13 protein-coding genes are annotated in these 14,526 nt (G+C 67.0%); 6 read left to right on the top strand and 7 right to left on the bottom strand.

Annotated elements, in window-relative coordinates; translation table 11 throughout:
- Window positions 1–58: 58 nt before the first annotated feature.
- From TabM4_RS11865 to TabM4_RS11875, 3 genes are all read right to left on the bottom strand, one after another.
- A complete protein-coding gene (locus TabM4_RS11865; protein WP_434612545.1) occupies window positions 59–1,492 on the bottom strand; it encodes an NAD(P)(+) transhydrogenase (Re/Si-specific) subunit beta in 1,434 nt (477 codons plus the stop codon).
- Between the two features lie 15 nt (window positions 1,493–1,507).
- Entirely contained in the window at window positions 1,508–3,079 is a 1,572-nt protein-coding gene (locus TabM4_RS11870) for a Re/Si-specific NAD(P)(+) transhydrogenase subunit alpha (RefSeq protein WP_434612546.1), read from the bottom strand.
- Window positions 3,080–3,200: 121 nt separating this feature from the next.
- Window positions 3,201–3,671, bottom strand: coding sequence for a methyltransferase family protein (locus tag TabM4_RS11875; protein WP_434612548.1), 471 nt, complete (start codon window positions 3,669–3,671; stop codon window positions 3,201–3,203).
- 166 nt (window positions 3,672–3,837) lie between these two features.
- Here TabM4_RS11875 and kynU point away from each other — a divergent pair, with 166 nt between their 5' ends.
- From kynU to TabM4_RS11890, 3 genes are all read left to right on the top strand, one after another.
- Window positions 3,838–5,034 (top strand): kynureninase, encoded by a 1,197-nt coding sequence (gene kynU, locus TabM4_RS11880; protein WP_434612550.1) that lies wholly within the window; start codon window positions 3,838–3,840, stop codon window positions 5,032–5,034.
- 213 nt (window positions 5,035–5,247) lie between these two features.
- The gene (gene kynA / locus TabM4_RS11885) at window positions 5,248–6,087 is read left to right on the top strand and encodes a tryptophan 2,3-dioxygenase (RefSeq protein WP_434612552.1); all 840 of its coding nucleotides are present in this window, start codon (window positions 5,248–5,250) and stop codon (window positions 6,085–6,087) included.
- A 92-nt stretch (window positions 6,088–6,179) separates the two neighbouring features.
- On the top strand, window positions 6,180–7,028 hold the full coding sequence (locus tag TabM4_RS11890) for a L,D-transpeptidase (protein WP_434612554.1): 849 nt from the start codon (window positions 6,180–6,182) through the stop codon (window positions 7,026–7,028).
- A gap of 94 nt (window positions 7,029–7,122) precedes the next feature.
- Here the strand turns inward: TabM4_RS11890 and TabM4_RS11895 are convergent, their stop codons facing one another.
- Window positions 7,123–7,812, bottom strand: coding sequence for a D-lyxose/D-mannose family sugar isomerase (locus tag TabM4_RS11895; RefSeq protein ID WP_434612556.1), 690 nt, complete (start codon window positions 7,810–7,812; stop codon window positions 7,123–7,125).
- A 32-nt stretch (window positions 7,813–7,844) separates the two neighbouring features.
- Window positions 7,845–9,203, bottom strand: coding sequence for an MATE family efflux transporter (locus TabM4_RS11900; RefSeq protein ID WP_434612558.1), 1,359 nt, complete (start codon window positions 9,201–9,203; stop codon window positions 7,845–7,847).
- A gap of 55 nt (window positions 9,204–9,258) precedes the next feature.
- Between TabM4_RS11900 and TabM4_RS11905 the strand changes: the two genes are divergently transcribed.
- Window positions 9,259–9,945 (top strand): TetR/AcrR family transcriptional regulator, encoded by a 687-nt coding sequence (locus TabM4_RS11905; RefSeq protein ID WP_434612560.1) that lies wholly within the window; start codon window positions 9,259–9,261, stop codon window positions 9,943–9,945.
- 8 nt (window positions 9,946–9,953) lie between these two features.
- Here the strand turns inward: TabM4_RS11905 and TabM4_RS11910 are convergent, their stop codons facing one another.
- Complete coding sequence (locus tag TabM4_RS11910; protein ID WP_434612561.1) at window positions 9,954–10,751, bottom strand: gamma-glutamyl-gamma-aminobutyrate hydrolase family protein; 798 nt, start codon at window positions 10,749–10,751, stop codon at window positions 9,954–9,956.
- 231 nt (window positions 10,752–10,982) lie between these two features.
- On the opposite strand from TabM4_RS11910, the gene copM reads away from it, so the two are divergent.
- Complete coding sequence (copM, locus tag TabM4_RS11915) at window positions 10,983–11,345, top strand: CopM family metallochaperone (protein WP_434612563.1); 363 nt, start codon at window positions 10,983–10,985, stop codon at window positions 11,343–11,345.
- Here copM and TabM4_RS11920 read toward each other — a convergent pair.
- Window positions 11,342–12,550 (bottom strand): pyridoxal-phosphate-dependent aminotransferase family protein, encoded by a 1,209-nt coding sequence (locus TabM4_RS11920; protein ID WP_434612565.1) that lies wholly within the window; start codon window positions 12,548–12,550, stop codon window positions 11,342–11,344. The two genes, copM and TabM4_RS11920, sit on opposite strands and share 4 nt — an antisense overlap.
- Before the next feature lie 199 nt (window positions 12,551–12,749).
- On the opposite strand from TabM4_RS11920, the gene TabM4_RS11925 reads away from it, so the two are divergent.
- The gene (locus TabM4_RS11925; RefSeq protein ID WP_434622052.1) at window positions 12,750–14,510 is read left to right on the top strand and encodes an ABC transporter ATP-binding protein; all 1,761 of its coding nucleotides are present in this window, start codon (window positions 12,750–12,752) and stop codon (window positions 14,508–14,510) included.
- Window positions 14,511–14,526 lie beyond the last annotated feature (16 nt).

A 14,526-nucleotide genomic window follows, 5' to 3' on the forward strand; every position in this document is an offset into this window, starting at 1 on the left:
CGGGGCCTATCCGAAGGGCGGCCGTAGGGTGCGCGCCTTTTGGGTGCACCCTTCCCCGTCACTCGATCATCGGCAGGAGCGCGTCGATGGACTTCTTCGCGTCGCCATAGAACATCCGCGTGTTCTCCTTGTAGAAGAGCGGGTTCTCGATCCCCGAATAACCCGTCCCCTGCCCGCGCTTGGACACGAAGACCTGCTTCGCCTTCCAGCATTCCAGCACCGGCATCCCGGCGATTGGGCTGTTCGGGTCTTCCTGCGCGGCGGGGTTCACGATGTCGTTCGAGCCGATCACGATGGCGACGTCGGTCTCGGGGAAGTCCTCGTTGATCTCGTCCATCTCCAGCACGATGTCATAGGGCACCTTCGCCTCGGCCAGAAGCACGTTCATGTGCCCCGGCAGACGCCCCGCGACGGGGTGGATGGCGAAGCGGACATTCTTGCCCTTGGCGCGCAGCTTGCGCGTCAGTTCGGACACCGACTGCTGCGCCTGCGCCACCGCCATGCCGTAGCCCGGGATGATGATGACCGAATCCGCATCGTTCAGCGCCGCCGCCACGCCATCGGCGTCGATGGCGATCTGTTCGCCGGTGACTTCCATCGCAGGCCCCGTCGTGCCGCCGAAGCCGCCGAGGATCACGCTGATGAAGGAGCGGTTCATCGCCTTGCACATGATGTAGGAGAGGATCGCACCGGACGAGCCGACCAGCGCGCCGACCACGATGAGGAGGTCATTCGACAACGAGAAGCCGATCGCCGCCGCCGCCCAGCCGGAATAGCTGTTCAGCATCGACACGACGACGGGCATGTCCGCCCCGCCGATCCCCATGATCAGGTGATAGCCGATGAAGAGCGCGGCCAGCGTCATCACCAGAAGCGCCAGCGTCGACCCGGACTGCAAGTAAACGAACAGCAGCACCAGCGAGATCACCGCCGCCCCTGCGTTCAGCACATGCCCGCCCGGCAGCTTCTTCGCCTTGCCGTCCACCTTCCCGGCCAGCTTGCCGAAGGCGATGACCGACCCGGTGAAGGTGACCGCCCCGATGAAGACGCCGAGGAACGTCTCGACCCGCAGGATCGCAACCTCTACCGCCGTCTTCTCGGCGACCTTGGCGGCAAAGCCCGTCAGCGCCTGACGCGCCGCCTCGTCCATCCCGGCAATCGCGGTCAGTTCGATATGGGTGTTGAAGCCGATGAAGACCGCCGCAAGGCCAACCAGCGAGTGCATCGCGGCCACGAGTTGCGGCATTTCCGTCATCTGCACGCGTTGGGCCACATACCAGCCGATCACGCCGCCCACGGCGACCATGATGAGCGAGATGACCCAGTTCCCCGCGCCCGGCCCGTAGAGCGTTGCCGCCACGGCCAAGGCCATGCCGACGATGCCATACCAGACGGCGCGTTTCGCGCTTTCCTGCCCCGAAAGGCCGCCCAGCGACTGGATGAAGAGGACAGCGGCGACGACATAGGCCGCGGTGGTGAATCCGTATTCCATTCTCGCGTGCCCCTCTTACGACTTCTGGAACATGGCGAGCATGCGCCGGGTGACCATGAAGCCACCGAAGATGTTGATCCCCGCCATGAAGACCGACAGCGCGGCAAGGATCACGACCAGCCAGTTGCCCGACCCGATCTGCATCAGCGCGCCGAGGATGATGATGGAGGAAATCGCGTTCGTCACCGCCATAAGGGGCGTGTGCAGCGAATGCGACACGTTCCAGATGACCTGCACGCCGACATAGACCGACAGCACGAAGACGATGAAATGCGACATGAAGCTGGCGGGGGCATAAAGGCCCGCCGCAAGGATCAGCCCGCCGCCGATCACCAGCATCGCGATCTGGTCGCGCGTCTGCTTCTTGAAGGCCGCCAGTTCCTGCGCGCGCTTCTCCTCGGGCGTCAGTTCCTTGGGCTTTTCCTTCGGCTTCGCCGCCGCGATGGCCGCGATCTTGGGCGGCGGCGGCGGATAGGTGACCGCCCCCTGATGCGCCACGGTCGCGCCGCGGATCACGTCATCTTCCATGTTGTGGTCGATGACGCCGTCCTTCTTGGGCGTCAGGTCCGTCAGCATGTGACGGATATTGGTCGCGTAAAGGGTGGAGGCCTGCGCTGCCATGCGCGACGGGAAATCGGTGTAACCCACGATGGTCACGCCGTTGTCGGTCACGATCTTCTGGTCCGGCACCGTCAGGTCGCAGTTGCCGCCGCGTTCGGCGGCGAGGTCCACGATGACCGACCCGCGCTTCATCATCCGGACCATGTCCTCGGTCCACAGCTTCGGCGCGGGCCGACCGGGGATCAGGGCGGTGGTGATGACGATGTCGATATCGGGCGCAAGCTCGCGGAACTTCGCCAGTTGCTTTTCACGGAATTCGGGGCTGGACGGGGCTGCATAGCCGCCCGTCGCCGCACCATCCTGCGTCTGTTCGAATTCGAGGAAGACGAATTCGGCACCCATCGATTCGATCTGCTCGGCCACTTCGGGGCGCACGTCGAAGGCATAGGTGATGGCACCGAGGCTGACCGACGTGCCGATGGCGGCGAGGCCCGCGACCCCTGCCCCCACGATCAGGACCTTGGCGGGCGGGATCTTACCCGCCGCCGTCACCTGACCCGTGAAGAAGCGGCCAAAATTGTTCCCGGCCTCGATCACCGCGCGATAGCCCGCGATATTGGCCATGGAGGACAGCGCGTCCATCTTCTGTGCGCGGCTGATGCGCGGCACCATGTCCATAGCGACCACCGTCGCGCCGGCATCGGCCACCTGTTTGAGCAGCGCCTCGTTCTGCGCCGGCCAGAAGAAGGAGATCAGCGTCTGCCCCTTCTTCAGCATCGCCGCTTCCGATGCCTCCGGTCCCCGGACCTTCACCACCACATCGGCGGCGTCGAACACGGCCCGCGCATCGGCCACCACCTCGGCCCCCGCCGCGCGATAGGCGTCATCGGAAAACCCGGCCTTCGCCCCTGCCCCGGCCTCGATCACGCTGGAATGCCCCAGCTTGGCCAGCGCCTGAACCGAATCGGGCGTCATCGCCACGCGGTTCTCGCCTTCGAAAATCTCTCTCGGTGCCCCGATCTTCACGCTATCTCCCCCGGTTCTCGCTGCGGGTGCAGCATTTCGCCCTTTGTGACCGCGCACTTATCACTGCGCAAGAATATTTCAAATCCCCGTCGAACATCTTTTCACCCATTGCCCAAATCCATCACAGCCAGCGACGGGTTCGCGCGGCCCAATCGTCGAAGGCGGAACCGAAGGCGGCGCGCAGGCGGGCCTCCTCGTCGCGGATGAAGCGTTGGCGGATGACCAGCATGAAGGCGGGCAGCAGCGGCAGCGCCAGCGGCACGTCCAGCCAGAGGATCGCGGCCAGAAGGAAGGCCGCGTCGCCAAGGTAGATGGGGTTGCGCGAAAGCCGGAAGATGCCCGAGGTGACAAGCGTCGAGGCCTGCCGGTGCGGGATGACGGTGGTGCGGGCGCGCGCCATTTCCCAGATCGCGGTGGCGAAAAGGAAGAGACCCAGCGCGGCAAGTGCCAGCGCGACGATATCCCCAATGGCACCGAACATGCGCAGGGGGACGGCCTCACCGATCCCCCAGACGAGGCCAATGAAGACGGCCAGCCAGAGCGGCGGCAGGTCGATCACCTTCGGCACGCGGCGGCCCTCCTTGCGCGACACGGCCCCTGTTCTTTCCAACCCCGGCGGGAATGGCAAGATGGCTTTTGCCGCTGCCGACCCTTGGCAAGGCACGGACATGGGATGGAACGGGGGCGAAACGGCCCACGCCAAGGTTGCGCCGCGCGCGCCGACAGGGCAGGAAGGGGGCCAAGGACGGAGAAGACCCATGACAACCGATTTCGCGGCCACCCGCGCCGCCTTCGATCTGCCGGAAGGCATCATCTATCTGGACGGCAACTCGCTGGGCCCGCTGCCCAAGGCCGCCGCTGCCCGCGTGGCGCAGGCGGTGACCGAGGAATGGGGGAAGATGCTGATCACCGGCTGGAACAAGGCCGGATGGATGGACCAGCCCGCCCGCATCGGCGACCGGATCGGGCGGCTTATCGGGGCCGCGCCGGGGACGGTGGTGATGGGCGACACATTGTCGATCAAGGTCTATCAGGCACTGGCCTCGGCGCTTGAACTCAATCCGGGGCGGAAGGTGATCCTGTCGGATACGGGGAATTTCCCCTCTGACCTTTACATGGCCGACGGGTTGGTGCGGACGTTGGGCAATGGCTATGCGCTGCGCACCGTGGCCCCGGAAGAGGTGCTGGACGCCATCGACGAGAGCGTTGCCGTGACGATGATCACCGAGGTGGATTATCGCACGGGCCGCAAGCATGACATGGCGGCGATCACGGCGAAGGCCCATGCGATGGGCGCGCTGACCGTATGGGACCTTGCCCATTCGGCGGGGGCGGTGCCTGTGGATCTTGCCGGGGTGGGCGCCGATTTCGCGGTGGGCTGCACCTACAAATACCTGAATTCCGGCCCCGGCGGCCCGGCCTTCATCTACGTCGCCCCGAAACATGCCGAAACAGCACGGCCGGCCCTGTCCGGCTGGCTGGGGCACGAGGCCCCCTTCGCCTTCGATCTGGCATATCGCCCCGGTCGCGGCATCGAACGGATGCGCGTGGGCACGCCGCCCGTGCTGCAACTGGCCGCGCTGGAGGCGGCGTTGGATGTCTGGGACCGGGTGGACATGGCCGATCTGCGCGCGCGCTCCCTTGCCCTCACCGACCGCTTCATTGCGGGGGTGGAGGCGGCCTGCCCCGACCTGACGCTTGCCACGCCGCGCGACCATGCGATGCGCGGCTCGCAGGTCAGTTTCCGCCACGCGGAGGGCTATGCCATCATGCAGGCGCTGATCGCCCAAGGCGTGATCGGCGACTTCCGCGCGCCCGACATCCTGCGCTTCGGCTTCACCCCGCTCTATATCGGCGAGGCGGAGGTGGACCGCGCGGTCGAAATCCTTGCCGCCATCATGGCCAGCGGAAGCTGGGATCGGCCCGAGTTCAAGACCCGCGCGAAGGTCACCTGACGATGCCACGAATTTTCTGCGAAAATTCTGGCGCTGCGCGCCCCGCCGCCAAGGCGGGGCCGCATCGATTTTTCGCAGAAAAATCGCCCCTCCCGCCGGTCTGCCGCCCCAGCGGCTGGGCCGCCCTCTGGCGGCGCATGGGCGCGCTTTCCGTGCTGGACAGAGAGGCCGCCGCTTCCTCCTGATCCCACCCCCTTTCACGGAGAAAGCCCGATGACCCAAACCCCCTATGATCCCGCCCGCGAGGGTGCGCAGATGTCCTTCGACGGGCGCATGTCCTATGGCGACTATCTGCAGATCGACCGCATCCTCGGCGCGCAGCACTGCCTGACCGAAGCGCATGACGAGATGCTCTTCATCATCCAGCACCAGACCTCGGAACTCTGGATGCGGCTGGCGCTGCACGAGTTGGATGCCGCGCGGCGGATGCTTGCCGCCGACCGCGCGCAGGAGGCCTTCAAGATGCTGGCCCGCGTGGCGCGCATCTTCGAACAGCTCAATTCCGCATGGGACGTGCTGCGCACCATGACGCCCTCGGACTATTCGCGCTTCCGCGACGATCTGGGGCAATCCTCTGGCTTCCAAAGCTGGCAGTACCGGCTGATCGAATATGCCGTGGGCAACCGCAACGTGGCGATGCTGCGGCCCCATGAACATCGCCCCGACATCCTGTCGCGGCTGCAGGCGGAACTGGCGCGCCCCTCGCTCTATGATGCGGCCTTGGCGCATGTGGCGCGGCTTGGCCTGCCGGTACCCGAAGCGGTGCTGGCGCGCGACGTGGCGGGGCCTTGGGAGGTGCAGGACGGCGTGCGCGAGATGTGGGAGATCGTCTATCGCGACCCGTCGCGGCACTGGCAGGCCTATGAACTGGCCGAGAAGCTGGTGGATTTCGAGGATTACTTCCGCCGCTGGCGGTTCAACCACGTCACCACGGTCGAACGCGTGATCGGGTTCAAGCGCGGCACGGGCGGCACCGCAGGTGTGTCATATCTGCGCCGGATGCTTGAAGTTCAGCTCTTCCCCGAGCTTTGGCAGGTCCGCACGACGCTTTGATGCTTTGACCTCAACCCCTGTAAACGTTAGGGTCATGCGCGAAATCCCGCGCGTGGCCCGATTGCCCGCGCCCATCACGGACCCTTGATTTGATGCGCGCTTCATTGACCACCCTCTGCAAGACCATCCTTGCCCTAGGCCTTACCGCCTTTCTCGCCGCCTGCGTGAACGAGGCGGGCATGCCCACCACCACCGCCAAGCCCGGCGCCCCGAAAGAGGTGGAGGGGGCCTATCTGGCCACCAAGGACGCCAATATCGACATCCCCGCCCTGCCGGTGGAGGAAATCCCCCAGCAGTTCCGCCGCCAATCCGTCTATTTCGAAACGGATGAGGCGCCGGGGACGATCATCATCAACCCCTCGCAGCGCGTGCTGCATTATGTGACTGGCAAGAATCAGGCGATCCGCTATGGCATCTCGGTCGGGCGGGCCGGGTTCGAATGGTCGGGCACGGCCATTGTCAGCGAGAAGAAACCCTGGCCGACCTGGACCCCGCCGCCCGAGATGATCGACCGCGATCCCAAGCTTGCGAAATGGAAGAACGGCCAGCCGGGCGGTCCGACGAACCCGCTGGGCGCGCGCGCGATCTACCTGACCACCAATGGCGTCGATTACGGCTATCGCATCCATGGCACGCCGGAATGGCGGTCCATCGGGCGCAATGCCTCGTCGGGCTGCATCCGGATGATCAATCAGGACGTGATCGACCTCTACAACCGCATCCAGGGCGGCGAGAAGGTCGTGGTGCTGACGCGCGACGGGCAATATCCCACGCGCCTGACCCTGCCGCCGCCCGCGCCGAAGAAGCCCAAGGTGGAAGAGCCGGTCGCCGTGCCCGCCGCGATGCCCGCCTTTACGCCGATGCTGCAGGGCGTGCCTGCCGCGCTGCAGGCCCCGGCCGCCGCCCCGGCGCCAGCGACGACGCCCACCGCCACGCCCTGACAGGGGACGGCATCCCCGGGCCAAACGAAAAGGGCCGCGGCATCCCCTGATGCCGCGGCCCTTTCCTTTTCCCGTCCTTTTCAGGCAAGCCAGTTCAGGCAAGCCAGCGGTCGTAATCGGCAACCAGAAGATGGGTGGGGGCGACATCCTCTTCGATTTCAGAGAAGCGCCCGATCTTCTTCGACACGAAGACATTGTCGGTGACGTCGTCATTCACCGTCGACACCTCGCCGATCAGCACGTCGCCGCCCTCGCCCCAGAAGGCATGCCAGTCGCCCGGCAGCAGCGTCACGCTTTCCCCCGGCGCAAGAAGGATCACCTCGCCACCCTTGAAGGCGCGCGGCACCCCATCGCAATAGACCGTGCCGCCCTGCGTTTCGGAAAAGGTCCCGTCGGGGTTCGAACCGTTCAGCCGCACCGCGAGCTTGGCCCCGCCGCGGTTGATGATGTCCTCGGCCTTGATCACATGGGTATGGCAGGGCGAATGCTGGTCCTTGCGCGAGATCAGCAGCTTTTCGGCATAGCACATGCCGCCGCCCCGCTGCAGATCGGCCAGCTTGCCGTTGCGCAGGGTGAAGAGGAAGAGGCCAAGCTCGTCGAACGCGCCCTGCCCGTAATCGGTGATGTCCCATCCCATGCGCGCCGTGATGATGGCCTGCGCCTGCGACTTGCGGGCCTTGAACTCGTCGGGCGACCAATAGGCGAAGGGGGGCAGGACGAACCCGTAATGGCGGATCATGTCATCCGCCGCCGCCATGATCTCGTTGATGCGCGACCGTTTCATCCGTGCCTCCCATGTGAAACCGTTTCCACAATCTAGCCCGAGGCGGTCTGCCCCAACAAGGCCGTTCTGCGCCAGAAGCGGGCGGTCAGCGCCGCCCCTGCCCCGGCCAGCGACAGGATGTAACCTGCCCAGATGCCCGACGGCCCCATGCCGCCCCAATGCGCCAGCGCATAGCCGAGCGGCAGCGCGACAGGCCAATAGGCGATGGCAGAGACCATGGCGGGCCAAGCCGTATCCGACAGGCCGCGCAACGCGCCCAGCATGGCCGATTGCACCGCATCGCTGATCTGCATCGGCGCGAAGACAAGGAAGATCGCCGCCGCCACCGCCACCACCTCCGGGTCATCGGTCACCAGCCGCGCGATGGCCTCGCCCCGCAGCGCCAGCGTCAGCGCCGCCGCCAGCAGCCAGATCCCGGCCACCGCCACGGCTGCCAGCGCGATGGGCCGCAGGGCGGCGGCATTGCCCGCCCCGCGCTCTTGCGCCACACGGATGGCCACGGCCCCCGCCACGCCAAGCGGCAGCATGTAGAGGAGGCCCCCCACCGCCTGCGCCACCTGATTGCCTGCCAGCGCCACGGTGCCGAAGGCGCCGATCATCAGCGTCGCCACGCTGACCGAGGCCGTCTCGACGACATACATCGCGCCAAGCGGCGCGCCTTCGCGCAAGGTCAGCCCCATCTCGCCCAGCGCCACCTGCCGCCGCAGACGCAGACGGCGCATGGATGGCGCGCGCCGCCACCACAGGAAGGCCGCGCCCAGCGCGATGGTCTCGGCAAGGAAAGAGGCCAGCCCCGCCCCCGTCAGCCCCAGTTGCGGCAGGGGGCCGAGGCCCCAGATCAGCGCGTAGTTCAGGGGCACGTTCACGATGACGCCCAGAAAGGCGAAGGCGGTGCCGAGCCATGGCCGGTCCACCGCTTCGAAGGCGGATTTGAAGGCCGTCAGGATCGCGAAGGGAACGAGGAAGGCGCAGATCCAGAACCAATAGGCGCGCATCGCGCCGATCACCTCTTCCGGCTGCCCCAAAAGCGGCAGGAGCGGCCAGAGCGCGGCCATGACCAAGGCCGAGCCGACGCCCACCAAGGCACCCAAGGCAAGGCCCGACCGCAGGATGCCGGAAATGGCCCGCCCCTCGCCCGCGCCCCATGCCGCCCCGATCCGCACCGAAAGCGCAGAAAGCAGGCCGTAGATCGCGGCATAGAACAGCACCGCCACCGCCCCCGTCAGGCCCACCGCCGCCAGCGGCACCGGCCCCAGCGGCGCAAGCATCAGCGAATCCGTCACCCCGATCAGGGTGCTTGCGGCAAGGCCCATCACGATGGGCAGCGCCAGACCCACGATCCCCGGCACCTCGCGCCAGATCATCGCCGCCATCCGTGCCACTTGCCGCATCCTTCCGTTTCACATACGATCCGTATGTGAAATCCCTAGCTCACATACGGGCCGTATGTCAATCACACCCCATTCCGCGCCTCCCGCCCCTTTCCGCCCGCAGGGCCGGGCCGAGGCGGCCGAACTGACAGCGCTCCGCCTTGTCGCCACGGCGCGGCGGGCCTTTGCGGCGCAGGGCTTCGCGCAGGTGTCGCTGGACGCGCTGGCGGCCGAGGCCGGGGTCACGCGCGGCGCGCTGCATCACCATTTCCAGAACAAGGCCGGACTTTTCGAGGCCGTCTTCCGCGCCGTGGATGCCGAGATCGGCACGGAACTGGATGCGGTCTACGACGCGCAATCCGATCCTTGGGCGGGGATGAAGGCCTGCTATCACGCCTATCTCGACCTTGCCCTGCGTCCAGACCGGGCGCGCATCCTGTTCCGCGACGCGCCTGCCGTCATGGGGGCGCGGGCGATGGACATCCTGATGAATTCGGGCTTTGCCACGATCGTCGAGGATCTGGCCGAGCTGATCGCAAAGGGCCGCCTGCGCCCCCTCGACCCTGTCGCCGTGGCCCATGTGCTGAACGGGGCCGTGATGGCGCAGGCGCTCTGGCTTGCGGGTTGCGATGGCGGGACGGAAGATCAGCGCGCCGCCGCCCATACCGCGCTGGAGGCCGTCTTCGACGGCCTGACCCTGCCGCCTTATGCCACCCAAAACGTGCTGGACGCCTTCGTCGACAGCCTTTCCACGCAGACCTGACCGTTCGCTCAGGCCTGCCGCAGATGACGCGCGGGCAGTCCGCGCCGCGCCCCGGCCCATGCCGCCACGGCCTGCCCGAAGGCGGTGAACAAGGGCCGCGACACCGGATCGCCCGCCGCGTTCCATTCCGGGTGCCACTGCACCGAAAGGGTGAAGCCCGGCGCGTCCTTCACATAGATCGCCTCGGGCGTGCCATCCGGGGCCTCGCCATCGATCACGATGCGGGGCCCGGGGCGGTTGATCCCCTGCCCGTGCAGCGTGTTGGTCATCACCTCCGCAGCCCCCATCAGGCGGTGGAAGACCCCGCCCTCGGTGAAGCGCACCGGATGACGCAGGGCGAATTTCTCTTCCATCGTGCCATCTGGCGGCATCCGGTGGTTCATCCGCCCCGGCAGGTCGCGGATTTCGGGGTAGAGCGTGCCGCCCAGCGCCACGTTCACCTCCTGAAAGCCCCGGCAGATGCCAAGGAAGGGTTGCCCCCGTTCCACGCAGGCCCGGATCAGCGGCAGCGTGATCGCGTCACGGCAGCGGTCGAAACTGCCATGGGCGGGGGTTTCCTCCTCGCCATATTCGGCGGGATGCACATTTGGCCGCCCCCCCGTCAGCAGGAAGCCGTCGCAAAGGTCGAGCAGTTCGGGAACCGTGACGTAATGCGGATCGGAGGGGATGATCAGCGGCAGGCACCCCGCCACCTTCGCCACCGCCTCGGAATTCATCGTGCCCCCGGCATGGACGGGATATTCGTCGTTGATCATGTTCATGTTGCCGATGATGCCGACAACAGGCCTGCCTGTCTGGGTGGTCATGACGCGAAACATCCTTCCATGCACCAAGGATAGGCCGCAGCGCCGCGCCTGCAAAGACCCCAAGCGACACTTCCCTGTGCAGCCCCGCAGCCTTTGGGTGCGAAAGCGGCGGGGCCGGGGCGCAAAGCGGGCAATTTCAGCGCGCCACGGATATCACGGCGGCGTGACTTGCCTTCCCCCTGCGGGAAGGTTGCATCCTGTCATTATGAGAATACCGGAAGGAGCCGTTCCATGACCCGCAGCCTCGCCCTCATCCTTGCGCTTCTGTCGCCCCTGCCGCTTGCCGCGCAGGAGGCGGGCCACGACGCCCATGCGGGCCATGCGATGATGGGGAACGAGTCTCCCGCGACCATGGCCTTCATGGACTCGAACGCCCGGATGCATCAGGGGATGGATATCGCATTCACCGGCGATGCCGATGTGGATTTCATGCGCGGCATGATCGCCCATCATCAAGGCGCCATCGACATGGCCCGCATCGTTCTGGAACATGGCGACGACCCGGAGGTGAGGAAACTCGCCGAAGAGATCATCGCCGCGCAAGAGGCGGAAATCGCCTTCATGCAGGACTGGCTGGCGAAGAACGGCGGTTAACCCGCCGCCCTGCCCACCACTTCGGCCGCGGCGGCAAGCCCGCCCGCGCCGAAGGGGATGCCGAGGGAGACCATCCCCGCCTCCATCACCGCCAGCGCGCCCAGCGTCATATGGGCATTCACATGCCCCATATGCGCCACCCGCAGAAAGCCGTGATAGGCCGGGTCGCCCGCAGGCGCCATGCCAAGGCCGATGCCCAGCGTGAGGCCCGCCTTGTGTTCCGTCCATTCGCGCAGGCGCGTGGCATGGGGCGCGCCGAAGCGGGCCGCCGTGACGGACCGCCCGCGATGGGCGGGGTCCGCGACGTTCAGCCCGATGTCCGGGTTACCTGCCGACCAGCAGTCGAAGGCCGCCCAGACGGCGCGGGCCAGCACGTCATGCCGCCGCCAGACATTTTCCAGCCCCTCTTCATCCAGCAGCATCGTCAGGCTTTCGCGCAGGCCGAACAGGTGATGCGTGGGCGCGGTCCCGTTCCAGTATTGCCAGAACTCCGAGGCATCGGCGCGCGGGGTCCAGTCCCAATAGGGCGTGCGCAGGTCCGATGTCCGGCACCGCTCCCGCGCCTTTTCCGAGAACCAGACGAAACCGATCCCCGGCGGGACCATCAGCCCCTTCTGGCTGGCCGCGACCATGACATCGACGCCCCACCCGTCCATGCGGAATTCATCGCAGGCCAGCGAGGCGATGCAATCCACCGCCAACAATGCCGGATGCCCCACCGCATCCATCACTGCCCGCAGGGCGGGAATGTCGGTGCGGATGGTGCTGGCCGTATCGACATGGGTCGTCAGTACCGCCTTGTAGCGGTGACCGGCATCCGCCCGCAGCGCGGCCTCCACCCGTGCGAAATCGACGGGCGCGGACTTGCCGAAATCCAGCACCTCCACCTCCACGCCCAAGGCGCGCACCGATTCCGCCCATGACAGGCCGAACCGCCCCGTGGCCAGAACCAGCGCACGATCCCCGCGCGAGAACAGGTTCATGTTCGCCGCTTCCCAGACGCCATGGCCGTTGGCGATATAGAGCGCCACGTTCTGCGTGGTGCCCGCCACCCGCCGCAGATCGGGCCAGAGCGTTTCGACCATCTCGGTCAGCGCGCCCTCATAGATGTTGGGTGCCGCGCGATGCATGGCGGCAAGCACGCGGTCGGGCATGACCGAGGGGCCGGGGATGGCAAGATAGGGGCGGCCGTTCGACAGGGTCATCGCGATCTCCGAAGGTTCTGCCCCAATGGCTATGCCCGCCGCGCGGCAAGGTCAACCAAGCCCCCCTGCCCCGACCGGTGCCACGCCCAGTGCTTGCCGCGCTGCCGCAATCGCGTTAGTCACGGGGGTCAACGGCCCCGCTGGCGGGGCCTTTCCGCAAAGGCCCCGCCGCCCCGTGCCCGAACCCGAAACCCATCCCATAGACCGCACCGCAGATGGCGATCCGCGCTATGCCTCGCGCCCGCTCTTCGCGCGGCTCTGGGCGGGCTATCTGCGCCCGCATGTCTGGCTGATGGCGGTGGCCTTCCTTGTTATGGCGATCGAGGGCAGCACGCTGGGCCTGCTGTCCTGGATGATCGAACCGCTCTTCGACCGGGTCTTCGCGCCGGGCGGGGGCGACTCGATCCTCTGGGTCGGCCTTGCGATCCTGTCGCTGTTCCTCGTGCGCGCCGTGACCACGGTGGTGTCGCGGTCCTTGATGACGCTGATCTCCATCCGCATCGCATCGGCCATGCAGGTGGACATGCTGGCCCACATCCTGCGGCAATCAGGCGGCTTCTTCCAGCGCCATCCCCCCGGCGCCCTGATGGACCGCGTGCAGGGCGACACCGGAGCCGTGCAGGGCATCTGGCAGACGGTGATCGTTGCGGCGGGCCGCGACGTGGTGGCGCTTGTTGGCCTGTTCGCCGTCGCCATCGGGATCGACTGGCGCTGGACGCTGGCGGCGCTCGTGGGGGCGCCGCTGCTGATCGTGCCGGCGCTGGTGCTGCAACGCTATCTGCGGCGCAAGTCGGCGCAGATGCGCGATGCCGCCGCCGCCCGCTCTACCCGGCTGGACGAGATCTTCCACGGCATCAACGCGATCAAGCTGACCCGTCAGGAAGCCTATCAATCCGGCCGCTTCGTCGAGGTGGTGCGCCGCCTGAACCGCGCCTATGCCAAGGCCGTCGTCGCCGCCCAGACCATGCCCGCCATGATCGACATCGTCACCGGCGTGGGCTTCTTCGCCGTCCTCATGCTGGGCGGGCGCGAGGTGGCGGCGGGCGAGCGCACGGTGGGCGAGTTCATGTCCTTCTTCACCGCCATGACCCTGACCTTCCAGCCCATCCGCCGCCTTGGCGAGATGGCGGGCGCTTGGCAGATCGCGGCGGCCAGCCTAGAACGCATCTTCCGCCTGCTGGATACCGATACTTCCGAGGCCCGTCCCGAACCGGGGGCCGCCCTGCCGACGGGGGTTCCGGGCATCGCCTTCCGCGACGTGCATTTCGCCTATCCCGGCGCGCCCGTCCTGAACGGGCTGTCCTTCACCGCCGAGGCGGGGAAGATGACCGCCATCGTCGGCCCCTCCGGCGCGGGGAAAAGCACCGTGTTCCATCTGCTGACTGCACTGGCGGAACCCGATGCGGGCGAGATCGTCATCGGCGGAACGGCGGCCAGCGCGCTGTCGCTTCCCGACCAGCGCAGCCTTTTCGCCACCGTCTCGCAGGACACCGCCCTGTTCGACGAATCCCTGCGCGAGAATATCGTCATGGGGCGCGAGGGGATCGCGCCCGACCGGCTGTCGGGGATCGTGCAGGCCGCCCATCTGGCGGATGTGGTGGCGGGGATGCCGCAGGGCCTTGATACGCCCGCAGGCCCGCGCGGATCGGCCCTGTCGGGCGGGCAGCGCCAGCGGGTGGCCATCGCCCGCGCCCTGCTGGCCGATGCGCCCATCCTGCTGCTGGACGAGGCGACCTCCGCGCTTGACGCGCAATCCGAGGCGGCGGTGGCCGCGGCGCTGACAACGCTCTCCAAGGGGCGCACGACGCTGGTCATCGCGCATCGCCTGTCAACCGTGCGCGAAGCGGACCGGATCATCGTCATGGACAAGGGCCGCGTGGTCGAGGAAGGCACGCATGAGGCGCTGATCGCCAAGGGGGGCCTTTACGCAAGCCTCCACGCGCTCCAATTCAAGGACTGAAGGCGAAAGGGGGCGC

Origin of the sequence: Tabrizicola sp. M-4 (assembly GCF_051132405.1) — a bacterium.
Classification (GTDB): domain Bacteria; phylum Pseudomonadota; class Alphaproteobacteria; order Rhodobacterales; family Rhodobacteraceae; genus Paragemmobacter.